Raw genomic sequence first — 23,224 nt, 5'->3', positions numbered from 1 at the left:
AGAGCCCAGGCCCCCGCCCCGTCCGTGTCTCCCTCGTCCCTCGCCATCGAAGGGCGCGCGGCGGCCATCCCCATCGGCCCCCGCCTCCTCGCGGTGCTCGAGGTTGCTTACCGCGCCCGTCGCCCCGTGCTGCTCGAAGGTCCCACGGGCATCGGCAAGAGCGAGCTGGTGCGCGGGCTCGCCGAGCAGCTCGGCATCGGCTCCGTCGTGCTCGACCTCAGCCTGCTGGAGCCGCCGGACCTCGTGGGCCTGCCCGTCATCCACGAGGGCCGCACCGTGTACGCCCCGCCCGACGCGCTCCCCCAGGGAGGTGCCGGGATCCTCATGCTGGAGGAGCTGAACCGCGCGGAGCGGTACATCCAGCAGCCCGCGCTCCAGCTCCTCAGCGCGCGCAGGCTGCACCAGTACGAGCTCCCGCCGGGCTGGGTCTGCTTCGCCGCGGTGAACCCCGAGTCGGCCGACTACCAGGTCACCCCGCTCGATCGCGCCCTGCGCGCCCGCTTCCTCGGCCTGCATGTCCGCGCCGACCGCGCCACCTGGCTGGCCTGGGCCGAGGTGAACGGCGTGCACCCCGGGGTGGTCTCCCTGGTGCGGGCCCACGAGCGCGCCTTCGACGACGTGCCTCCCCGCACCTGGACCTATGCCGCTCAGGTCCTCTCGGTGCTGAAGCCCGAGGAGATCGCCTCCGCGACGGTGATGCGCGACGCGCTCTCCGGCTACCTGCCCCCGAGCTGGGTGGAGGTGCTCATCGCCGCGAAGGACGGCTGGTCATCCCGGCTCAGCTTCGACGTGCGGGGCCTGCTCGCGGAGTACGGCCCTGGGTCTCCCGCCGCCCGGGAGCTGGTCAGGGCGCGCGAGCGCGGGGAGACCGACCGCTTCGACGAGGTGGTCGCGCGCCTCTGCCCCCTCCTCGCCGGCCCCGAGGTGCCGATCCTCGCCTCGCAGGGCAAGCTCTCCCTCTCAGCCTTCGAGGCGCTCTGCGCCGACCTCCCCGGCGACCACCGCGAGCGCCTGGAGGAGGCGCTCGGCGGGAACGCCACGGCCACGGCGCTCATCGACCTGAAGCCCGACGATCTCCTGCAGAACTACCCGGGCAGCGCCGCGGAGCGCCGCATCCTCCAGTGGCGCGCCGACCCCGTGCGCCGCTACCGGGTGGGCCTGGCGGTCACCGCCTTGCGGGCCCACCTGGAGCTGCAGGCGCGCCTCACGGACGTGCGCCGGAGCAACGCGGCGCGCATCGCCCTCGGCCAGCTCCTCTCGCAGCTCCCCGAGGTGTGGGCGCTGCGCCTGGTGGAGACGCTGAAGAAGGTCGGCATCACGCCGATCCGGCCCCAGTGAGCAGCGCCGGCTTCACAGGGAGGTCCGGCCTGGCGACGGGCGCGACGCACGCGGCAGGCACCCCGGGCACCCCGGGCACCCCGGGCACCCCGGGCACCCCGGGCACCCCGGGCACCCCGGGCGAGATGGCCCTGTGGCTGCAGTCCTTCGTGCAGGACCCGGGCTTCCTGGAGCGGTACCCGTTCTACGCCGCCATCCTCGCCCGGCTCACCCCGGTCGCGGACCCCTCGGTGAAGCGCATGGCCGTCTCGCTGCACAACGGCCGCTTCTTCCTGCACGTCAACGTCGACTCGTTCGCGCGCGAGCCCGTCTACCTGCGCGGCGTGCTCCTCCACGAGGTGCACCACGTCGCGCTCGGCCACCTCAGCCACCCCAAGTTCGCCGACCCCGACGACCGGGAGCTGATGGAGCTGGCACTGGAGATGTCGGCCAACGAGTACATCGAGGAGCCGCTCCCCGACCCCATCCTCTGGCGTGCCTTCGCCCAGGTCGGCATCCGCGCCGGCCAGAGCACCCTGGAGCGCTACCACCTCCTCGTCGATGCGGCGAACTGCAGCCGCCTGGAGAAGCGCGACGGCGAGACCGTCGACGAGCACCGTATAATGCGCGCACCCTCGCGGGATCCCGGCGCCGTGGAGCACACCCGCAAGCTGCTCGTGGAGGCCGCGCAGGAAGCTGCCTCCCGGGGCGGTGAGGACGCGGCGAGCCTGCTCGTGGCGGGGCGCGCCCCCGGACGCCTCCTCGAAGACCTCACCGGCGCCCTCGGCCCGCGCGAGCACTTCCTCGACTGGCGCACCGCCCTGCGCATGTTCGTCGCCCGGGCCCGCGCCCCGGTGCACACGTACGCGCGCCCGAACCGCCGCTTCCCCGGCCGCATCGGCGAGGTCCCTGGCCGCACCTACGCCCCGCGGGCCATCGTGAAGCCCCTGCTCCTCGTGGCCATCGACACCTCCATGAGCATGCGCCTCGGCGAGCTCGACGAGATCGCGCGCCAGCTCGAAGCCATGCGGGACCACGCCCGGATCATCGTCGCCGAGTGCGACACCGAGGTGACCCGCGTCTATCCCTTCCAGGGCGCGCTCACCGACGTCGCTGGCCGGGGCGGCACCGATCTGCGGCCGGTGTTCGAGCCGGGCTTCCTGGCCTCCCACAAGGTCGACGGAGTCGTCTACTTCACCGACGGGCTCGGGCCGACGCCGGAGCAGCCCCCGCGCCTCCCGGTGCTGTGGATCCTCACCAAGCCGTTCGACTTCGGGTGTCCCTGGGGCGAGCGCGCCTGGCTCGGCCAGTGAATCGCATCCCGGGAGCATAACGATCACTGCGATCGAAGCGATCACCCCGATCGAAACGATCATCGTGATCGGTCTGATCGTTTCCGCGAGCGTGGCGCGCAAATGTGTATTGCGATTGCATTCGTATTCAGATCCCTTTGCATCGTTTGTGATCAGGGAATCGCATGCTATGAATCACCGGCCCTGACGTGGCGCCGACGGCACATGGCAGCGCCATGATGACGGTGCCAGGAAGCGCGCTTTCGCGAGGATCCGCGCGCATTTCAAGGATCTGCCGCGGCAGGGCTCAGGTGGGTGCTGGTCGTACGAGCTATGACCAAAGCGCCTTTACACGATCATTGTTCTGGAGGAAAGAATGAACGAGCGCTCGCTTCTCGGCAGGTTGACGGCGTCGATATGGCAGATCGGGCTCGGGCTCGCTGCGCTGCAGGCCCTCGTGTGCGGATGCGTGGCCTCGTCGGAGGAGCAGGTCGATCCTGCCGAGGAAGTCTCGCTTGCGGTGAATCCCACCCCGGTGTCGCAGCATGGCGCGCTGCACGTCGACGGAAACCGGATCAAGGACGCCCACGGCGACGTGGTGCAGCTCCGGGGAATGAGCCTCTTCTGGAGCCAGTGGGGTCAGACCGGCGGCCCGGGCAACGAATATTACAAGGCCTCCGTGGTCAATTCCCTCGTCGATAGCTGGAACGTGTCGCTCGTGCGCGCCGCCCTGGGGGTGGAGCCCGACGGCTACCTGGCCAATCCCACGGCCGAGGAGAACCGGGTGAGGACGGTGGTCAACGCCGCGGTCGCCAAGGGCGTGTACGTGATCATCGACTGGCACGACCACAACGCACACCAGCACACCCAGCAGGCCCGGGACTTCTTCACCAGGATGGCCCGCGATTACAAGAACACCCCCAACGTGATCTTCGAGATCTTCAATGAGCCGCTCGATTATCACTCCTGGAGCCAGGTGAAGACCTACGCGGAGGACGTGATCGGCGCGATCCGCGGGCAGGGCGCCAACAACCTGGTCGTGGTCGGTACGCCCACCTGGTCGCAGGACGTGGACGTCGCGGCGAACAATCCCATCACCCAGTACGGCAACATCGCCTACACGCTCCACTTCTATGCCGGGTCCCACAAGCAGGCCCTGCGCAACAAGGCGACCACGGCGCTCAACCGGGGCATCGCCCTCTTCGTGACCGAGTGGGGGACCACCCACGCCTCCGGCAACACCGGCCTCGACCTCGCCGAGTCCCAGGCCTGGATCAACTTCATGGACGCCAACAAGCTGAGCTGGGCGAACTGGTCGCTGAACCGGAAGAACGAGACCGCCGCGGCGCTCCTGCCCCACGCCAACACCACCGGCCCCTGGGTGAGCTCGGAGCTGTCGCCCTCCGGGACCTTCGTGAAGCAGAAGCTCCTCGACGCGACCCAGGACCCCGGCGACGACGACGACGATCCGCCGCCCTCGCCCTCGTTCCAGTTCTCGGTCTCGTCGAGCATCAACCCCTGGTGGATCCAGGTCAACGTGGCCAACTCGGGGCAGACCATCACCGGCGTCACGGCCAAGGTCGGCAGCGCGACCTACCCGCTCACGCTCCAGTCCTGGGGCGACTGGACCATCAGCCCGCCGAGCGCCGTCCCGGCCGGGACCCAGGTGATCTTCACCGCGACCTCCAGCAACGGCGCCGTGGGGACGTTCACCTCCGCGCCCTGGCCTGGCTGAAGCGTCGGCCGGAAAGCGTCGGCCGGAAAAGCGTCGGTCGGAAAAGCGTCGCGTGCGCCTCGCGGCCAGGTTGTTTTCGCCGCCGTTTGGGTCGAGGCTCGGCCGCACCCGAGGAGCGCGCGCGAGTCCCCATGGCCGACCTTTCCCACTACGAGCCCCGCCCCCACCTCACCCAGAGCTGGCACCTCGCCAAGCCCGCCGCGCGCGGGCGACGCGGGGTGTGCGCCTCCCAGTCCCGCGCCGCGGCGGAGGCTGGTGCCGCCGTGCTGGAGGCGGGAGGGAACGCCGCCGACGCCGCCGTGGCCGCGGCGTTCGCGCTCGCGGCGGTGGAGCCCTGGAGCAGCGGCATCGGCGGCATCGGCTTCGCTGTCGTCCACCGCGCGGGCGCGAGGGAGGCGCAGGTGGTGGACTTCGGCCCCGTGGCGCCCGCGGGCGTGGACCCGGCGGCATACCCCCTCACGGGCCGCATGAAGCGCGACCTGTTCACCTGGCCCGAGGTGGTGGGCGACCGCAACGTGCACGGCCCCCTCTCGTTCGTGATCCCCTCCGCCGTGGCCGGCTACGACCTCCTCCGGGAGCGCTTCGGGACGGGCATGCCCCTCGCCGACCTCCTCGGCCCGGCCATCGCCCTGGCGCGGCGCGGCTTGCCCCAGGACTGGCTCACCACCCTCAAGATCGCGGCGCAGGCCAACCTGCTGCGCCTCTACCCCGAGAGCGCGCGCATCTACCTCCCCGACGGCCTGCCCCCCGTGGCGCCCTACCAGGGGGGCCTCTGCTTCTTCCAGCTCGGCCAGATCGCGGAGACCCTGGAGCGCCTGCGCGACGGCGGCCTGCGCGACTTCTACGAGGGCGGCGTGGCCTCCGACATGGTGGTCGACATCCAGGCCATGGGCGGCCTCCTCGGCGCGGGCGACCTCGCGGGCTACCGGGCCACGGTGCACGCCGCCGAACCCCTCGACTGGCGCGGCCGCTACACCGTGCACGCCGCGGGCGGCCTCACCGCGGCCCCCACGCTCGCGCGGGTCATGGACACCATGCGCGACGCTCCCATCGGCCCCGCCCCTGATGCTGCCTGGTTCCGCGCCCTCTCCCGCGCGATGCGGGGCTCGTACGCCGCCCGTCTCTCCGGCCTGGGCGCAGGCGCGGGCGTTCAAGGTGCGTCGGCGACCCCGAGCTTCGGAGGCCCCTCCGCCTCCACCGAGCCCCCCGGCACGTGCACCACCCACCTCACTGTCGCCGATGGCGAAGGCACGATGATCGCCCTCACCTCCACCCTCCTCTCCTCCATGGGGAGCCGCGTCGTGCTGCCACGCACCGGGGTGCTGATGAACAACGGCGTGATGTGGTTCGACCCCACCCCTGGCAGCCCCAACGCCATCCGCCCCGGCGCGCGGCCGCTCTGCAACATGTGCCCCATCGTGGTCTCCGAGCGCGACGGCGAGGGTCCCCTCCTCGCCGCGGGCTCCTCGGGAGGCCGGCGCATCCTGGCCAGCGTGTACCAGACCCTGGCCTTCTCGCTGGACTTCGGCATGACCCCCGAGGACGCCGCGCACGCCCCGCGCATCGACGTGCTGGGCCCCGACCTGACGAGCGCCGATCACCGCCTGCCGGCCGACGTCCTGGAGGCCCTCGCCGCCGACGGCGCGCTCGAGGTGGTGGAGCACGTCACCGCCCCCGAGCGCTTCGCGTGCCCCAACCTGATCCGCCGCGACGGCGAGGTGCTCATGGGCATCACCGACGTGATGTCCCCCTGGTCGGCGGCCGTGGCCGCGGCCGAGGCCACCGGCTGACAGCAACGCTCAGCGCACCACGCCGCGCACCTTCTCGGCGACCACCTCCACCCCGTGCACCAGCCCGTGCAGCATGAACGCCAGCGGGTTGTCCTTGGCGGGCTCCGCGGCGCGCTCCGGGTTCGCGGCGAACCACGCAAGCTCGCGCGCACACGCCTCCACGAGCGGCCGACGCTCGGAGAGCCAGCGCGTGCACCACACCGCGAGCGTCTTGTCCCCGTGGTGCGCCGCCACGTGCTGTACCAGCTCCACGAGGTCCACCCCGTGGCGCATGCCGAGCACCGTCCCGCGGTAGGACTTCTCCGCGGTCAGCAGCAGATCGCCCATGCTGTCGCGCAGCGCCGAGAAGGCAGCCCCGACGGCCGTGCCCCCGTCGCTGTCGGGCAGGTCGTGGATCTGGGCGAGCGTGGGCAGGTCCGCGAAGGCCCGCTCCGCGTGCGCCGCCACCGCGCGCAGCGCCTGCGCCGGTGGCACGTCGCCGAGCCTGTCGGCCTCCACGATCGGGTGCGTCTTCGCCGACTTCTCCGTCTGGAAGAGCTCACGGACCAGACCGGAGAGCCACTCCTGCTCGGGGCTCTCCTCTTTGCCCTCGGTCTTGCCCTCCTCGGCCTTGCCCTCGGCCTTCTTCCCCTCGCCAGCTCCGGAGGTCGCGCTCGCCTTGGCCTGCTTCCCGTCCTTCTCGTCTCCCATCGTCCACCTCGTGGGTGTCCGATGCCGGAGGCGGGTCCGAGCGCTCTCCGGACGCCTCAAGGCTTTCCGGGGATGTTGAGCCGGACCTTGTAGAGGGCCGTCCGGGCGCTGATGTAGAGCGTGTGACGGTCCGCGTCGCCGAAGGCGCAGTTCGACGGCTGCTGCGGCACGGTGATGGTGCCCCACGACGTCCCGTCAGCGCGCAGCACCTGTACGCCGGTGGCGGTGGTCAGGTACAGGTTGCCCGTGTCGTCCACGGCCATCCCGTCGGGGCCGTCGATGTTCTCGGCGAGCACCGAGCCCGACTCCGTCGAGCCGTCGGCGTTCACCGGGAAGGCGTGCAGTCGGTCGCCCTCGGTGTCCGTCGCGTAGAGCGTCTGCTCGTCGGGCGAGAGCGCGATCCCGTTCGGCTGGGTCAGGTCCGCGCTCACCACGCTCACCGTGCCGTCAGGGGCGACGCGGAAGACGCCTCGGAAGGGGATCTCCTGCGGGTTGTTGCCGAGGCCATAGGTCGGATCGGTGAAGTAGATGTTCCCGTCGCTGCGCACGATGGCGTCGTTCGGCGAGTTGAAGCGGTCTCCCTGGTAGTCCTCGGCGACCACCTCGGGGTTGTCCCCGCTCGGCCCGGAGCGGGTGACGCGTCGGTTCTGGTGCTCGCAGGTGACCGCATCGCCCTCCGGGGTCACGGCGATGCCGTTGGTCTGGCCGCTCGGCTCGCGCCACACCGTGACGTTCCCCTGCGCGTCCACCTCGTGGATGCGGCTGTTCGGGATGTCGGTGAACCGGAGCACGCCCTCGTCCGCGAACCAGCAGGTCCCCTCGGTGAAGCCGTAGCCACCCGACACCTCGGCGACCGCCTCGGTGTTGGCGATGGGATCGACCCCTTCCCAGCTCACGCTGCCGCCTTCACCCCCCGCGCCGCCGTCACCGCCGGCGCCGCCGGCGCCAGAGCCGTCACCTCCGGTACCGCCGCTCCCGCCGCTGCCTGGAGCCGTGGACGAGGTGGTGGTGGTCGTGTTCGTGGTCGAGCCGTCGTCATCCCCACCGCAGGCAGCGGCGATGACGACGAGCGGCAAACCGAGAGCAAAAGCAGTCAGGGTACGCATGCGCGCAGTCTAGGCGCGGCACGCCGCTCCGACACCTGGGCAGATGCAGCGGGAGAGAGATTGCCTGTCTTCCCTGACGCCAGAATCAGGGCCCCGCGACAGCGTCCTGGAAAACGATCACGAGGTCGTGGCTGTCCCCGCGGGTGACGAGCAGATCGCGGCGCCCATCCTGGTCGAGATCGGCCACGGCGAGGGAGGTCAAGGCGCCCCCCACCTCGACGACGGGCCCCGGCGAGAGCTGACCCGAGCGGTTCAGCAGGATCATCACCCTACTCCCGCGGAGCACGAGCAGGTCGTCCGTGCAGTCGCCGTCCATGTCGGCGACCGCGAGCCCCGATACTTCCTCTCCACCAAGCTGGATCTCGGTGGAGAGGAAGGTCGCGCCGTCCCCGGAGCCCAGCAGGAGCATGGTGTCGGTCCCCGTCGTGGCCGCGAGATCCTGGTCGCCGTCGCCGTCGAGATCTCCGGCCACGAAGTGCTCGAACCGAGCGTTCACCGCGGCGACCGCGCCACCCTCGCTGAAGGTGCCGCTCCCGCCGTTGAGGTGCACCTCGATGGCGTAGTCATCGGCGCCCGCGGTGCTCCCGGCCACGTCCAGATCGCCATCGCCGTCGAAGTCCGTGAGCGTGAGCGCGTCGAAGGCCCGCACCTCCTCGGCGGTGAGCGTGCCGTCGTCGCCCTGCTGGACGATCCAGGCGTACAGCTCGGACTGCGAGGTGGCGTAGATCTCGCCGAGGCCGTCGCCGTCGAGGTCGCCCTGCGCCGCGTCGAGGAGAGCCCCGTCGATCACGTCGGCGAGCACGCGCTGCGGCGGCTGGAACGTCCCGTCGCCCTCTCCCGAGAAGACCTCTACGCCGTGACAGGGGAAGACGATGCAGTGGTTGGCCGTCGCCAGATCGAGGCCGGGCTGCGCGTCCATCGGGGCCAGGAAGAGCCCCATCGACTCGGCCTCGAGCTGCACGGACCCCGCCTGCGCGAGGCTCCCGTCACCGAGGTTGCGCATCACCATCGCGGTGGCGCTGGGACCCGACCCGAAGACCACGTCGGGCGTGCCATCGCCGTCGACGTCGCCGACAGCGATCTCGCGCGCCCCCATGTTCCCGGTGCCTGCCGGATAGGTGACCGTCGTGGTGAACGAGAGCGCCCCTGCGGGGGTTCCCAGGCACTCGCCAGTACCGCCGCCACCCTGGCCGCCGGCGCCCTGACCTCCCCCGCCTCCGGCGCCGCCAGCGCCCCCCTGAGCGCCAGCGCCTCCCTGAGCGCCAGCCCCCCCCTCGCCTTCTGGCACCTCTTCGGAGCCGCACCCGAGCAGGGCGATGGCCAGCGCGAGGGTCGCGACGTTGAACGCGCCCCTCATGCTCAGGCGATGAGATCGTCGAGCAGGCCGCGCTCCAGGCTGGGATCGCCGAAGTCGTCGAGGAGCTGCCCGTCTGCGTTGCGGCAGCCGACGGCGGCGCCGATGGTGTTGAGGAGCTTGTTGTTGGCGGAGTTGCCCCCGTTCACGTACTGGCCGGTCTTGAGGAAGCCCGCCGCGCCGCCCGCCAGGATGTAGGGGACGTTGTTGTACGAGTGGTACTTGTCCGCGAGATCGTTCAGCCACACCGCAACGCCGTAGTCGAGGAGCTTGCCCTCACCGAACTCGTAGGCCGAGAGCCGATCGAGCAGGTACTTGAAGAGCTGCCCGTGGATGCGGTCGATCTTGTGGTGCAGGGTCGCGGCGCCCTCGATAGGCGGGCCGTCGCTGCCGTCGCTGTCGATGCGGTGCGAGATCTTGTGGAAGCTCTTCTGGCGCACGCCGTCGATCAGGTACGACGTGCTGTCGTTGCCGTCGCCGATCTGCAGCGTGGCGGCGCGGGTCACCCCGCAGGCCATCGCGAGCGCGATGATGTCCATCTGCATGCGGGCCACGATCTCCACGTTGTCGTTCGCGCCGGCGCTGCCCGAGATGGCCTCCATCGCCGCCACGCCCTCGTCCGGGAGCTGGCAGCTCATGGTCACCTCGAGATCACGGATCGAGGTGAAGTGCAGGTCGAGCTTCTGCTTGTCGGCCTCGCTCAGGTTCCCGCGGCTCTGGAGCGCCTTCATCTGCTCGCGCACCAGATCGTTGACGCTGGTGCGCTGCGCCGCGAGGCGCTTCAGCACCTCGGGCTCCAGGTCGGAGAGCCCGAAGAGGGCCATGTAGGCGTTGTAAGGGTTGCGCTCCGCGGCGCGGATGTCCTTCGGGCCGCGGTACGACATCACCTCGTCGATGTACCCGGCCATCTTGCCGGCATAGAGCGTGAGGGGCTCGACGCCTGCCGCGTTCAGCTCGCGCGCGATGCGGTTGTCGATCGACTCACCCATCGAGAGCGAGGCGTTGCCCGAGGGCGTATCGGAGACGCGCGCCGCGGTGAGGCACTGGTTGCCGCCGCCCGAGTGGCCGCAGCCGTTGCCGGGGAACGCGAACTTCACGCCCCGGACCACGAGCAGCTTGTCGGCGTAGTCGCGCAGCTCGCTGATCGCCCGATCGCTGTCGGTGTTCATCGTCTCGGCCGTGATGGCGCCGAGGTTGCGCGGCCAGAACATCTCCGGCTCGTCGTTGGTCTGCTGCGCGACGCCGTTGGCCTGGCGCATGAAGATGGCGAAGGGCGGCACGTCCCCGGGGCCTGCCGCCGCGTTGCGCGGCGCGAGGCTCTCCAGGAAGGGGAGCGCGACGGTCACCCCGAACAGACCCCGAAGGAAACGACGACGGTTGATCATGGTGCCTCCAAGGGCGAGCGGGTGAGGAAGGCGTCGGACTCGACGATGCTGAGGAGGAGCTGCTTCACGGGGGTCCCGGTCCGGGACTCCTCGGAGAGCTTGGCGATCATCGGACGGTCGGCGTCCGTCGCGGCGCGGCCGAGGCCGTACTCCATCCAGTGCTTCGCGTAGCACTGGTGCGCCTCCCTGCTCTCCGCGATGACCTGGCTCAGCGCGACCCCGTTCTCGAACTTCTGGGTACCGCTCGCGAAGCGGTACTCGTCGGCGGCGTTGACCGGCAGGCCGTTGTCCTCGGTGCGCCACTGACCGAGCGCGTCGTAGTTCTCGAAGGCGAAGCCCACGGGGTTGATGAGCGTCGCGTGGCAGGCGCCGCCGCAGGTCCCGGCCCCGGTGTGCGCGTTCACCCGGTCCCGGTTGGTCCCCTCGGCGTTCGCGGGCAGGCCCATCACGTTGTTCGGCGGCGAGGGAAGATCTGCGCAGAGGATGCGCAGGTTGACGAACACCCCGCGGTGGATGGTGTCGGGCTGCCGCGGCGTCGCGTTCGAGGCGAGGAAGCCGATGCGCGTGAGCAGGCCCGAGCGCGTCGTCGGATCCAGCTCGACCTCCTGCATCTCCTCCGTGAACTCGCCCTCCACGCCATAGATGGGCGCGGTGCGCTCGTTCAGGAAGGCCGTCCGCGAGGTGAGCAGCTCGGTCAGGCCGCCCCCGCGCTTGAACACCACGTCGTCCACGAACATCTCCGCCTCGCGCACCATGTCGCTGGCCACCTCGGGCGTGAACTGCGGGAACAGCGCCGGATCCTTGGAGAGGTCCAGGTAGTGCTCGTACTTGTAGAGCTGGGCGTGGAACGAGCCCACCACCTCGCGCGCCCGTGGATCCTCCAGCATGCGCTCCGCGTAGGCGCGGACGCCGGCGGCGGTGTCGAGCTCTCCGGCCTTCGCCGCGGCGAGCAGATCGTCGTCCGGCATGGTGTTCCAGAGGAAGTACGAGAGGTTCGTGGCGATCTCGTAGCCGTTCAGCGGGATGAGCCCGTCCTGCCTGGGCGCCTCGCTCTCGCCGACGCGGTAGACGAAGAAGGGCGACTGCAGAAAGGCCTGGAGCACGAGCTGCATGCCGGACACGTACGGATCGGTGCCGGGGAGGACTTCGGACGCGCTCTCGTAGAGCGCGACGTAGAGGCCGATCTCGGCCTCCGTGAGCGGGCGCCGGAAGGCGCGCGTCCCGAAGCTCTCGATGAACTGGCGCGCGCGCTCCAGCGGCTCGGCCGAGGCGCCCTCGGGCATGATTCGCCCGAGCCTCTCCTGGTCCGCGGTGACGTACGCCGACAGCTCCTCGGCCGCGATCTGGTAATCGCTCCACAGGCCGGGCGTCACCTTCAGCACCGTCTCGTTGTTGTCGAACATGCCCCCGAGCGGGTCGCGGGTGAACGACTCCGAGAGCCCCGACCTTGCGTCGAGGTGGAGCAGGTCGCGCGTGGTGTTCTCCCACTGCAGGTGGCTGAGCCGCGGGAAGCGGCTGCGCTCCGCCAGGGCGTTCTCGCCCTCCTCGGTCTTCGTGCCGTTGCCACCTTCCTCGGAGGGATCCCCCGAGCCCAGGAAGCACCCGGGTGTGGCGAGCGCCAGCAAGATTGCGCCGGTGTGGAGGCGCGCCAGCCAGCGTGGCGAAGCAAGCTCGAGCTGATTCCGAAGACCCATCGCGTGTCTCCTTCCAGACGCGGCCGAGAATGCGCCGGGTGATCGCGATGCACAACCGCGATCACCACCGCAAAGCCTCGTTTTTACGAGGTTATTGCTGTGTCGAAGGAAATTCCCATGGAAGCCTGGTGCGCGTACGCAGGCGTTCGCTCTCGATGCACTTTTCGAAAGCGTCGAGCGCTGACTTTTGCGCTGATGGCGGCTCAGCTTCGGAGGCTCAGCTCCGGATGAACGAGACCAGATCGGCGTTGAGCTGGTCCCGGTGGGTGATGAACAGGCCGTGGGGCGCGCCCTCGTAGATCTTCAGCGCGGCCCCGGCGACGAGCTTCGCCGCCTCCTGCCCGCTCACCTCGGCGGGGCAAGCGGCGTCGGCGTCGCCGTGGATCACCAGCGTCGGCACCCGGATGGTCCGCAGGTCCTGGCGGAAGTCCGTGGTGGACCAGGCGCTCATCGCCATCTGCGTCGCGTGGAGCGAGGCCTGGAACGCCAGGAAGCGGCTCCACTCCAGCACCTCCGACGACACCGGGTGCTTGAGCAGGCTCGACCCGTAGAAGATCTTGTTGAAGCCCGCGAGGAACGCCGGCCGATCTTTGGTGAGCTGGTCCTGCATCTCCATGAAGACCTTGGGCTCGATGCCGTTCAGGTGCTCCTCCGTCTTCAGCAGGAAGGGCGTCACGGCGGCCAGGAGCACCGCCTTGCGCACCCGCGCGTCTCCGTGCCGCGCCAGGTAGCGCGCCACCTCCCCGCCGCCCATCGAGAACCCGACGAGCGTCGCGTCCCGGAGATCGAGGTGCTCCATCAGCGCGGCCAGATCGTCGGCGAACGTGTCGTAGTCGTAGCCCGACCACGGCTGGCTCGACCGCCCGAAGCCGCGCCGGTCGTAGGCGACGACGCGGAGTCCCTGCCGGGCCAGGTAGGAGGCCTGGTGCTCCCACATGTCCGAGTTGAGCGGCCAGCCATGGATCAGCACCACCGGTGCCCCGGTGCCCCAGTCGTTGAAGAACAGCGTCGTGCGGTCTCGCGTCTCCAGAAACGGCATGTCGATCCTCCAGGGGGTGGAACAGGGTCTTTGCTGGACAGACCGCCGGAGCCCCCTGCGGCGGTCGTCGTTTCGCGTTTCAGCCCTCCCTGCATACCTTGAGTCAGGGAGCTTCGGGTGCGCGGGTGCGCGGGACGTTACGATGCCGCAGCGGACGTTCCGGTGCTGCCGGAGCGCTTCACGCCCTCACGCGTCCATCACGCGTCCATCACGCGTCCATCACCGGCAACTCCAGCCGCGAGCCCCGCCCGGGTCCGCGCAGCACCTGAAAGCTCCCGCCCTCGGGCGGCGCCGCGAAGTGATCCCGGTCCTCTCCCGCGAGGGAGAGCCGGAGCCGGCTCCCGCGCTGGAACCGGTGCGAGATCGGCAGCAGATCGAAGCGCAGCTCCGCCGCTTCTCCCGGCAAGAGCGGCGCCGCCTCCGTCTGCGCGAAGGCGCGGTAGGGCACGACGCTCGTGTAGGGCGCCTCCGCGGAGAGGGCGCGGTAGCGGGCCCGGAGCTGCCCCTCGGTCACGTAGTGCACGCTCCCCTCGGCGGTCACCTCCTCCAGGTAGGCGAACACCGTCGCGTCGGGCGCGCGGGAGGTGATCTGGAGCGTCAGCATCGGGTGCCCCGTCACCTCCAGATCGGCGGGGAGCGGCGCCGAGGTGTACGAGAGCCGCTGCGCCTTGCGCGCGTCCCAGTCGGCGTAGTCGGACTGGACCAGCGGGCTCACCAGCCCCCTCCACCGCGAGCGCTCCCCCGTCCCGGTGGTCCCATCCACGGTGACCTCGTCACCCCCCTGCGCGCGCTCGTTGCCTTCTTCCTCCCACGCGAGCGCGCGCTCGGCGTCGAGGTGCAGCACCCGCGTCCGCGTCCCTGGCGGAGGCCAGGAGGGCGCCGACTTCCACGCCTCCTCCCCGGTCGTGTAGTAGCGGACCGCGGGCTCCGCGCCGATGCCGTCGTCGCGATCCCGCAGGTGCAGATCGAAGAAGCGCAAGAGCTCCCCGTCGAGATCGAGCACCGTGGGGCGCGTCGGGCGTCCCGGGGACACGTAGAGCTTTCCCCCGTGGCAGAGCGGCCCGAGGAGCAGGCGGCTGCCCGGGTTGCCCACCGTGAGGTGACGGTGGATGGCCGAGCGCTGGTAGGCCCCGTCGCGCCACCCGCTGATGCCGTACACCGCCGCCCCCGACGCGCGCAGCTCCGCCGCGTGCCGGTGCGGGCTGCACACGTCGATGGTCTCGTCGGGCAGCTCCGTCGACAGCCCCCGATCGTCGCGCGCCCGCACCCGCCCCATCGCCTCGTGCACGTCGAAGTTCGTGGCGTGCTCCGCGATCGCCGCCGCCAGCAGCGAGCCGCTCGCGTCCTCGTCCACGGGCCGCACCCCGGCCAGCATCGCCCCCAGCGTGCCGCGCACCACCCGCTGCAGCGTGGGCTCCGGGAGCCGGTCGAGCACCGTGCCGAGGATACGCTCCTGGGCAGGCCTCCCCACCGCGCCGCCCGGGTGCGCGCTGCGCAGCGTGAGCCACAGGGCCATGGTCATCGCCGCGGGGTTGTCGTTGCGATCGAGCGCCGCGTTGAACGACCCCCACGACTCGGTGAAGCGCGCGAGGTGGATGCCGCCCGGGAAGGCCACGTCCGCGTAGGCATCGAAGAGCGAGAACATCGGTGCCACCGCGCGCACCGCGGGGTGCCGCTGGGTGAGGAGCAGCTCCGACGCCGTCCCGTCGTACGAGACGCCGAGCGCCCCCAGGAGCCCGTTCGACCAGGGCTGCGCGACCACCCAGTCCACCACCTCGCCCTCGTCGCGCACCTCGTCGGCCGCCCAGGGGTAGGCCTGCCGGCCGAAGGACGCCCCCGAGCCGCGCACGTCCATGTCCACCCAGGCGTACCCCGCCGCGAGGAACCTCCGCCGCGCCTCGGCGTAGAGATCGGGCAGCTCGGCCACCGGCAGGAGGTGGAAGGGCCGGCGCACGGCCGTGGCGCGGAAGTAGCGGGTGGGCCGGAGGATGGTGGGCAGCTTCGTGCCCGGCTCACGGTCCGCGGGCAGGTAGAGGTCGATGGCGATGCGGACCCCGTCGCGCATGGCGACGTAGCGGCTCTCGCGCCGCGCCGGACGGCGGACGCTGGCGCTCGGGCGCGCGCTCAGGGCAGGGGACCAGTGGGCGTCGGGAAGGGGGGCGTGAGGGGGCATCGGGCTCCAGGGTCGGGGGGGGCGCCGCCTCGCGCAGCGCCGTCGCCCGTCCCCTACGCCAGACGGCGTCCGCCGTCGCTCCAGATCTCCACCTCGGCCGAGCTGCGCCCTGGATCAGTACCGGACCTTCACCGAGATCGACGACGGGCTGTTCCCCTGCGTGACCCCTCCCACGTCTGCGCTCCACGCCCCGGAGACGGTCATGCCCGTGAAGGACCCGGCCACCGTCTGACCGGCGTTGAGGGTCGTGATCTGCACGTTGCCATTCTTGTCGGTGTGCCTGAGCTGCAGGTTGTAGCCGCTCGTGTTCTCGACCGACGCGATCGTCGCCTCGACGGCGCTGAGGACCGGGTTCGGCACGTTGTTGTTGAAGAACCGGAAGAAATTCGCCGGATCTCGCTGCATCCCCACGTACGTGGTGTTGCCCGACGAGTAGGGGTACTGCTCGCACCGGTTCTCGGGGCTGCAGAACAGGGTGCTGGAGTTGCAGCCGCCATTGCAGCACTGCTGCTGGTACCAGCCGCAGGGCGGCGGCTCCGGCGCCGCGTGGCACTTCCCGTCGTACACGTAGGGGAAGCCGGTGTCGCACCTGCCGCTGCACGGGGACTGATTGCCTCCGCCGCAGTTCTCCAGCAGATCCGCCTCGCGCACGTCGCGCCAGTCCACCATGCCTGGCTTGAAGCCGACGATCCGGTGCTTCAGGTCGTAGCCGGTGCCCACGGTGACGAAGGTGGGGTAGGCCGCCGAGAAGCCATTGCGCACGCCGTAATCGTTCGCGGCGCGGAACATCTGGTTGTAGTCGTTCCAGCTCGGATACCCGAGGTAGCAGGGGTGGACATCCCGGACCTCCACCGCGCTCTGGGGATAGAAGACGACCCCGTAGACATGGGTGCCGTTCTTCATCGCCTGCTCGAAGGTGGGCATGCCGGCCGCATGTCCGCGCGAGGTCGCGTGGTTCTGCGCGGCGCGCATCATCTGCGGGATCTGCTCGATGCCCGGGCTGCCCAGCGTGGCGCTCGGGACATCTTCCCAGCCGGCATAGCCCAAGTTCTTGACCAGGAAGGTTCCGAGCACCACCCCGGACCCGTAGTCCGCCCCGTGGTAGTTGGGGAAGCCCATGGGGTAGTTCTGCCGCGAGGCATAGTGAGCTGCATTGCGGTGCTCCCCCGAGGGCGTGGTGTCCCAGGGGAAGGCGCTGGAGGCTGTGAAATACGATTGCGTACACGGCGCGGGCGGCGGGGGCGGCGGCTCGGGCGGATCCGGCGGCTCGGGGGGATCCGGGGGATCGCCGCCGCAGGTGGTGCAGATGGCCTGCTGGTGAATCTCCCCGGCGAAATCGACCTCATCCCCGTCGAGGTCGTCGCCAGGGGCGCAAGCCACCGCCACCAAGGTGCTGGCGAGGGCCGGGAACAGCAAAGAAAGGGCACGCTTCGACATGAGAATCTCCTCGGTCGCCGCGAGCGCGGCGCGCGGGCCGGCGCATTGCAGCCGGTATGCCGCGCGCTCGCAGCGCGAAAGCGCGTGAAACGCCACGAAGGAGCGGGAGTGTCCTCGGACCGACCGCGCGCATCGGGTCACGCCTGCGCAAGTCGAGCAAGCATGGCGCGACTCGCCTCGACGGCCCTCACCTTGCGCTGTCACCGACGTTGACGGGACGCAGCGTCTCGCGTTGTCTCGCCCCGAAAGGAGTGTCCTCATGACGCATGCTCGTACCGCCCGCACCTGGTTCATCACGGGGGCCGGGCGGGGACTCGGCCGGGCCTTCGCGCTCGCCGCGCTCGATGCCGAGGACCAGGTGGTCGCCACGGCGCGCAAGCCCGACGCCCTCGGAGACCTCGCGGCCGCTCACCCCGATCGGGTGCGGGTCCTCGACCTCGACGTCACCCAGCGCGACCTGGTCTTCACCCGAGTGGAGCAGGCCATCGCCTGCTTCGGGAAGCTCGATGTGGTCGTCAACAACGCCGGCCACGGCCTGGTCGCCGCCGTGGAGGAAGCGGGTGAGGCCGAGGTGCGCGCGCAGATGGAGACCAACTTCTTCGGCGCCCTGTGGGTGACCCAGGCCGTGCTCCCCCACCTGCGCGCCCGTCGCTCGGGTCACATCGTGCAGATCTCCTCGGTGGGCGGCGTCGGGACGATGCCCACCATGGGGCTCTACAACGCGAGCAAGTGGGCCCTGGAAGGGTTCAGCGAGGCCCTGGCGGCGGAGGTCGCGCCGTTCGGGATCCGGGTCACCCTCGCGGAGCTGGGCGGGTTCGCCACGGACTGGGCGTGGGGGAGCATGCACTTCGCGTCCCCACTGCCGGCCTACGACGGGCTGCGCGAGTCCGTGTTCGGGAGCGCCAAGGTCCCCTGGGACATGGCCGCGCAGGGGAGCGACACGAGCGCCGATCCGGCCGTCGCGGCGCGGGCGCTCCTCGCCCACCTCGATCGCGAGGACGGGCACGAAGACAAGCCCTTGCGCTTGCTCATCGGCGACGACGCCCCGGAGCACATGCGCATCATCTTCGAGCGCCGCCGTGACGACTACCGGAAGGACCCGCGCTTCCAGTGGCCCACCTGAAGAGCAGGCCGGCAAAGCTGCTGCGCGCCCCGCGTCGTCGGTCGGCCTCCCTCGAAATCCGAGAGGATTCCTCGGTCGGCCTTCCTGGCCGCGGGGCGCTCGCGACGCTTTGCCGGTCTGCTCTTGCGCCGCCTCGGGGAGGAGAGAGTTCCGGGAGGAGAAATGCTCTCGGCCGCGGGCGAGGAGAAGAATCCTCAGGGACTGAAGGTGTCGGCCGCGGGGTGAGAGGAAAAAGCAGTGTCCACTACATGAGCCCCTGTCTGGCTACGTGTCAGCTCAGCGCGTGCGCTTGCTGCGGGACGGTGATGCCCGCCGGGGCGCAGGGACTGGGATGGCACGAAGGGCATTGCGGGTCATGGCTGCGTACTGGGCGCTGTCGGCGGTCTGTTCATCGAGCCAGGTTCTCGCCTTGTCCCGGATCCCTTCAGGGACGCCTGGGTTGCTCGCGACGTCCTGCATGCGCTGAACCACCGTGAGGTGGTCACGTCTCCGCTCGAGGAGGGGAGGACGATCGTTCAGCAGGAGCACCTCCTCGATGGTCGTGCGAGCACGCACGTCGCCTCCGCGCGCATAGGCGTACTCTTCGCGGAAGCCGATCAGCCCTTCGGGATCCTCCCAGGCAGGATTGAGGAGCAGTGGTTGCTCTGCCCTGAGCCTGGCGCTCCGGGAGCGGGCTCGCTTGCCGGGATCTAGCAGCGGGAACAGGTTCCGTTTGTGCGTGCCGTTGCAGACCACGCAAGCGAAGAGGAGGTTGCTCCACGTATAGGCGAGCCAGTGATACCCGGGCTGTTCCAGAGGCGCTCTGCGCAACTGCTGAACGGCGGCTTTGGGTCTGTAGTGCTCCACGTCGCCGGGCGCGACGTGGTCGACCTTGGATTCGCAGTAGCAGCACTTCCCGTGATGCGCTGCGTGGAGGGCTTCCTTGACGGTCCTGTGTCTGTAGAGCGCGGCGTCGAAGTCGAGCTTGATCTGCCCCCCAGAGCTGACGGCAGCGGCGCGTCGGTAGGCAGCGCAGAGGGTCTCGCGGGCCGCAGCGCCGCGGCGCTGCAGGACCGCGGGCATCGTGGTCGGCTTGCGGATGCGGATCACGTCACCGGGCCCCGCCGCCGGTTCTCCTCAGCGCGCTCGCGGCGCGCTGGATGATGTCCATGGCCTCCATCTGCTCGGGGGTTTCGCCGGTCGGGAGCTGTCCGATGTCGCGCTCGATGCGGGCGAGAGCGCGCTCGTCGGCGGCACTCAGGCGCGGCTTGGTGAGGAGCCTGCGGCGCTCGGCGAGGAGCGGGTCCAGCGCGGGAGAGCGGGCGCTCGGGAGGCCGAAGAGGTCACTCGTGAGGATCTGGTCGACGCGCCAGTTGCGGACGGCGGAGGCGCCGTTGTCGATGACCACGTGGTCGCCCTCGCGGCGAAGCACGACGATGTTGGCGTCGGTGGCGGCCTGGACGACGAGCGGGCTGTGGGCCGTGACGATGAACTGGACGTTGGGGAAGCGCTGCGAGAGGTAGTCGAGCAGGGTGCGCTGCCAGGCAGGGTGGAGGTGCAGGTCGATCTCGTCGACGAGGACCACGGCGGGCCCGGAGAGCGGGTTGTCGCGGTCGGGATAGCGTTCATAGAGGCGGCTGGCGAGATCGACCATCCAGGCGAGGAGGGTCTTGTAGCCCATGCTCAATGCCTGCAGAGGGACCCAGCCATAAGGGGTCTTCAGGCGGATGCCTGGCTGGGGCCGGGCCGGGTTGCTGCCGATGTCGGCGAGGAGCTGGAGGTCCTCGACGTCCGGGAGGAGCGCGATGAGCATCGATTTGACGGCATCGCGACGATCGCGGGCGCGGGCCTGCTCCTTCGAGGGTTTGCTCGCCGCGTAGTCGGCCTGGAGCAGCCATTCCTCGGCGTTGCGCAACACCGCGCCCTCGTTGAAGAGCGTGGCCACGTGGTCGTCCGTGTCACGCCCGAGCAGCGAACCGGAGCCCATGCTTCGGTTCGCGCCATAACCGATGCAATGCAGCCCTCGGAGCGCGACATCGCGGGATGTGAACCCGACGAGGCCATCTGCCTCGATGCTGATCTCTGTGCTGTCTTCCTCGAACGTCGACGCCGCGGCCGCGAGCGGCCCGCCAAGTGCCAGCGCGATGCGCAGGGACGTCATCTCCTCGGAGGCGCGCATGAACTGAGGCGCTCTCTGATGCAGATCGACGCAGAGGGCGGGAGAGAAGACGGCGTCGCCTTCCTTCGGGGAGAAAGCCTTGTCCTCCTTCGGCAGGCTCGCCGCGAGCGCTTGCAGCAGGGTCGTCTTCCCGACACCGTTGTTTCCGAGGATGACCGTCCACTGCTTCGGCTTGCCGTGACCGTCGGATAGATCGAGGGTCTGCGCTGGTCCGAAGCAGCGCACGTTCTCCACGGTGAGCTTGAGGACGTAGATGGCTGTGACATCCTCCGAGGGCTTCGACCTTTCGCGCGTGCGATCGTTGCGCGCGACCCGGCGTGTCGACTTCGTGGCCGGCAGCGCCCGCCCGACTCGCCGCCGCTCGCCGCTCTCGTCAGCCTTCTTGGTGGCCATCTGGACCCTTCGTATCTCCTGGCGTGGGGGGCACGCAAGCGGCTCTGGGGAGCGCGGGGGGGCAGGAGAGGCTTCAACCGATTACCGCGGCGAGAGCTTGAGGGCGAAGGTGATTCCCTCCTGCAGGGTGGCGCGGGTGGTGATCTGACCGAGATCGGCGCCGGTCTCGACGAGGAGGCGCGCGGTGACGGGCTGGATGCCGGTCAGCACCACCTGGGCGCCGAGGAGGGAGGCGGCGCGGGTGACCCGGAGGAGAATGGCAGCGACGCGCGCGTCGACGTCCTTGGCGCCGGTGACGTCGAGGAGGGCGAGGCGGGCGCCGCGGTGGGTGATGCCGTTGAGGAGCACGTCGAGGATGCGGTCGGCGCGCTCCTCGTCGATGGCGCCGACGAGGGGCATGGCGACGACGCCGTCGGCGATGGGGATGAGCGGGGTGCCGATCTCGCGCAGGGTGGCGCTCTGCGCGGCGATGACCTGCTCGCGGAGGACGGCCCGCTCGGCCTCCGCGCGCCGCTCCTCGGTGAGGTCGTGCGCGATGCCGAGGATGGTCGCGACCGCGCCGTCGCCGGTGCGGGAGAAGACCTGCTCCTGACCGCGGATCCAGTGGTACGTGCCGCCCGGACGCCGGAGGCGGTAGTCCGTGCAGAGCAACTGACCGTCCGCGAGGGTCGGGTACTGGCTGGCGTGTCCTTCGAAGAGGGTCAGATCGTCCGGGTGCATCAGCGTGGTCAGCAGCCCCGAGCCCATCTGCCGGATCTCGTCGGGCGAGTAGCCGAGCAAGAGGCCGAGGTCGCCGTTCGCGTAGATGTTGCTGCGCTGGTGGACGTCGAAGACGTAGATGCTCTGCGGCAAGAGGCGCAAGAGGCGGTGGACGGCCTCGAGATCGTGCCGCAGTTTCTCCTCGTTGGCTTCGAGCTGCGCCACGCGGCGGCGCAGCTCCGAAAGCTCTCCTTCGGCGAGCGCGCCTGAGGCGTGCGGCAGGTCTAAGGCGGTCTTCGAGGAAGGGCGCGCAGTGATGTCCGTTGGAGGTTTGTTCATGAGATCGCTCCGGGGTGCGGGGTGCGCATGAAACCGTTCCGAGATCGAGCTGGGAAGGTAGCGGATTCGGGCGGTCTTCAGGTGGCGTATGCTCGGGTTGACCCAGGGGTGGCATCGAGGGGCGCAGGTGGGCGGCAGGCGGCGCGCCATGCTCCGCCTTGCCAGGCGGCGGACGATGTACGGCCGCAGGTGAGTGATCTAGCCTGCCTGGAGCGAGCCTCGTCCATGCTCATCCCTTCGGAGCACACCCCGGTTTCCCGCTCCTTCGCGCCGTTCTTCGCGGCGTCGGGCGCGAGCGCCGACAGCGAGGCGCGGAGGCTCGTCGACGCGGCCAGGACGATGCTCGACGGAGACGACCCGGACGGGGCGATCGAGCACGCCTGGTATGCCGTCGACGGTTCGGCGCGCGCCGCGCTGGATCTCGTGGCAGCCGGGAGCCTGCCGCTCGCGACCATCGAGGTGGCGGCGGGCCTCACGGGCGTGGCGCGCCCCAAGGATTACGGGGTGAAGGGGATGTGGCTCCTCGGGCGCGAGCTGATGGGGCTCTCCCGGCGGCGAGAAGAGCTCGGGCTCCTCGGCGAGGATGCGCTGGAGATGATCGCCTCGATGGAAGCCGCGTGCGGGCCAGCAGCCGCGCGCGAGCTGCGCGAAAGGTTCGTCAAGGCGGGGCGGGAGGAGCGGGCGCTCACGCAAGGGAGCGAGGCGAGCGAGGCTCGCGGCGAGCGGGAGGTGAGCGCTGCTGTGCCCGATGAGCGGGTGGTGGTGGCCCACCGGATCGCGGCGCTCGGGGCGGGGGGATCGTCGAGGGCCGATCTCGCAGAGGCGCGTCCGCTGCTCTGGGACGGAGGCGAGCTCGGGGCTGCCGGAGGGAGCGGCGAGGGCGGGCGTGAGGGCGGGCTCGGGGCAGGGCTCAGGGCCGGTGGCGGTGGCGGTGGCGGTGGCGTGCGCGTGGGGAGCGTCGGGAGCGCGGGCGAGGTGTGGGAGGCGCTGGGGATGGCGTTTGATGTGGTCGGTGCGGGGAGCATGGCGAGCCTCGACAGGCTGGGGGCGCTCGTGGAGGGGTGTCCCGGGTCGCCGTCACTCCTCTGGCTCGACGAGATCGCGAGCCGGCTGGTGCGGGAGCCGGAGCGGGCCGCGCGGCGGGCGGAGGCGCTCGATGCGTTGCTCGCGTCGGGGGCCTTCGGGAAGAACGCGCCCTCGCTGGCGATCTCGGTGGGGGTGGGGCGGAAGCGGCTCCGCGAGCACGAGGCGCGCGCGCACGAGGCGTGGGTGCAGCTCTCGGCGATGCAGTGCCCGGAGCTGCCCGGGGGCCCGGCCGTCGAGGGGGTGCCGCGCGAGATGGACAAGACGCTCGACGAGATCGCTCACGCGCTGGTGCTCGGGTTCCGCGAGCTGTACGGGCTCGAGCTGCTGCGCGACGCGCTGCCCCGGCTCGAAAGCGTCCTCGCAGCCGGCCCCGAGGACGCGGGCTAGAGACTTGATCAGCTAAGAGCCAGGCAA

17 protein-coding genes are annotated in these 23,224 nt (G+C 70.5%); 6 read left to right on the top strand and 11 right to left on the bottom strand.

Translation table 11 applies throughout. The features are described 5' to 3' along the window. The first annotated feature begins 24 nt into the window (after positions 1 to 24). The 4 genes from CAP_RS18130 (at position 25) to CAP_RS18115 (ending at position 6,134) form a co-directional block, all read left to right on the top strand. Positions 25 to 1,338: an AAA family ATPase gene (locus CAP_RS18130; RefSeq protein WP_231511551.1), complete on the top strand. Its 1,314-nt coding sequence runs from the start codon at positions 25 to 27 to the stop codon at positions 1,336 to 1,338. Beyond that, complete coding sequence (locus CAP_RS18125; protein ID WP_231511550.1) at positions 1,335 to 2,630, top strand: vWA domain-containing protein; 1,296 nt, start codon at positions 1,335 to 1,337, stop codon at positions 2,628 to 2,630. The genes CAP_RS18130 and CAP_RS18125 overlap by 4 nt, the downstream gene beginning before the upstream one ends. Positions 2,631 to 2,985: 355 nt before the next feature. After that, positions 2,986 to 4,344, top strand: coding sequence for a glycoside hydrolase family 5 protein (locus tag CAP_RS18120; protein ID WP_063748716.1), 1,359 nt, complete (start codon positions 2,986 to 2,988; stop codon positions 4,342 to 4,344). 131 nt (positions 4,345 to 4,475) lie between these two features. Then, positions 4,476 to 6,134, top strand: a complete 1,659-nt coding sequence (locus CAP_RS18115) for a gamma-glutamyltransferase (protein ID WP_044242678.1) — start codon at positions 4,476 to 4,478, stop codon at positions 6,132 to 6,134. 9 nt (positions 6,135 to 6,143) lie between these two features. Here the strand turns inward: CAP_RS18115 and CAP_RS18110 are convergent, their stop codons facing one another. The 8 genes from CAP_RS18110 to CAP_RS44885 form a co-directional block, all read right to left on the bottom strand. Beyond that, positions 6,144 to 6,824, bottom strand: a complete 681-nt coding sequence (locus tag CAP_RS18110; protein WP_231511549.1) for a hypothetical protein — start codon at positions 6,822 to 6,824, stop codon at positions 6,144 to 6,146. A 56-nt stretch (positions 6,825 to 6,880) separates the two neighbouring features. After that, positions 6,881 to 7,930 (bottom strand): SMP-30/gluconolactonase/LRE family protein, encoded by a 1,050-nt coding sequence (locus tag CAP_RS18105; RefSeq protein ID WP_156040909.1) that lies wholly within the window; start codon positions 7,928 to 7,930, stop codon positions 6,881 to 6,883. 85 nt (positions 7,931 to 8,015) lie between these two features. Continuing rightward, complete coding sequence (locus tag CAP_RS18100) at positions 8,016 to 9,287, bottom strand: FG-GAP repeat domain-containing protein (RefSeq protein ID WP_044242677.1); 1,272 nt, start codon at positions 9,285 to 9,287, stop codon at positions 8,016 to 8,018. A 2-nt stretch (positions 9,288 to 9,289) separates the two neighbouring features. Further along, positions 9,290 to 10,669, bottom strand: a complete 1,380-nt coding sequence (locus CAP_RS18095) for a DUF1552 domain-containing protein (protein ID WP_044242676.1) — start codon at positions 10,667 to 10,669, stop codon at positions 9,290 to 9,292. After that, complete coding sequence (locus CAP_RS18090; RefSeq protein WP_081865001.1) at positions 10,666 to 12,363, bottom strand: DUF1592 domain-containing protein; 1,698 nt, start codon at positions 12,361 to 12,363, stop codon at positions 10,666 to 10,668. Before CAP_RS18090 ends, CAP_RS18095 begins: the two co-directional genes overlap by 4 nt. Positions 12,364 to 12,580: 217 nt before the next feature. After that, a complete protein-coding gene (locus CAP_RS18085; RefSeq protein ID WP_044242674.1) occupies positions 12,581 to 13,402 on the bottom strand; it encodes an alpha/beta fold hydrolase in 822 nt (273 codons plus the stop codon). A 208-nt stretch (positions 13,403 to 13,610) separates the two neighbouring features. Continuing rightward, complete coding sequence (locus CAP_RS18080; protein ID WP_052375461.1) at positions 13,611 to 15,575, bottom strand: CocE/NonD family hydrolase; 1,965 nt, start codon at positions 15,573 to 15,575, stop codon at positions 13,611 to 13,613. A gap of 114 nt (positions 15,576 to 15,689) precedes the next feature. Continuing rightward, a complete protein-coding gene (locus CAP_RS44885; protein ID WP_156040908.1) occupies positions 15,690 to 17,012 on the bottom strand; it encodes a hypothetical protein in 1,323 nt (440 codons plus the stop codon). A gap of 259 nt (positions 17,013 to 17,271) precedes the next feature. Here CAP_RS44885 and CAP_RS18070 point away from each other — a divergent pair, with 259 nt between their 5' ends. Further along, positions 17,272 to 18,135, top strand: coding sequence for an SDR family NAD(P)-dependent oxidoreductase (locus CAP_RS18070; protein ID WP_044242672.1), 864 nt, complete (start codon positions 17,272 to 17,274; stop codon positions 18,133 to 18,135). A gap of 276 nt (positions 18,136 to 18,411) precedes the next feature. Here the strand turns inward: CAP_RS18070 and CAP_RS44880 are convergent, their stop codons facing one another. The 3 genes from CAP_RS44880 to CAP_RS18055 form a co-directional block, all read right to left on the bottom strand. Then, complete coding sequence (locus CAP_RS44880; RefSeq protein WP_052375459.1) at positions 18,412 to 19,224, bottom strand: HNH endonuclease family protein; 813 nt, start codon at positions 19,222 to 19,224, stop codon at positions 18,412 to 18,414. Between the two features lies 1 nt (position 19,225). Beyond that, positions 19,226 to 20,686 (bottom strand): AAA family ATPase, encoded by a 1,461-nt coding sequence (locus tag CAP_RS18060; RefSeq protein ID WP_044242670.1) that lies wholly within the window; start codon positions 20,684 to 20,686, stop codon positions 19,226 to 19,228. An 81-nt stretch (positions 20,687 to 20,767) separates the two neighbouring features. Next, positions 20,768 to 21,724 (bottom strand): PAS domain-containing protein, encoded by a 957-nt coding sequence (locus CAP_RS18055; RefSeq protein WP_052375458.1) that lies wholly within the window; start codon positions 21,722 to 21,724, stop codon positions 20,768 to 20,770. Between the two features lie 225 nt (positions 21,725 to 21,949). On the opposite strand from CAP_RS18055, the gene CAP_RS18050 reads away from it, so the two are divergent. Continuing rightward, on the top strand, positions 21,950 to 23,197 hold the full coding sequence (locus tag CAP_RS18050; protein WP_044242669.1) for a hypothetical protein: 1,248 nt from the start codon (positions 21,950 to 21,952) through the stop codon (positions 23,195 to 23,197). Positions 23,198 to 23,224 lie beyond the last annotated feature (27 nt).

The organism is Chondromyces apiculatus DSM 436, assembly GCF_000601485.1.
Taxonomy (GTDB): domain Bacteria; phylum Myxococcota_A; class Polyangia; order Polyangiales; family Polyangiaceae; genus Chondromyces; species Chondromyces apiculatus.
The sequence above is the reverse complement of the archived record's forward strand: the minus strand, read 5'-3'. Positions and strand labels throughout refer to the sequence as shown.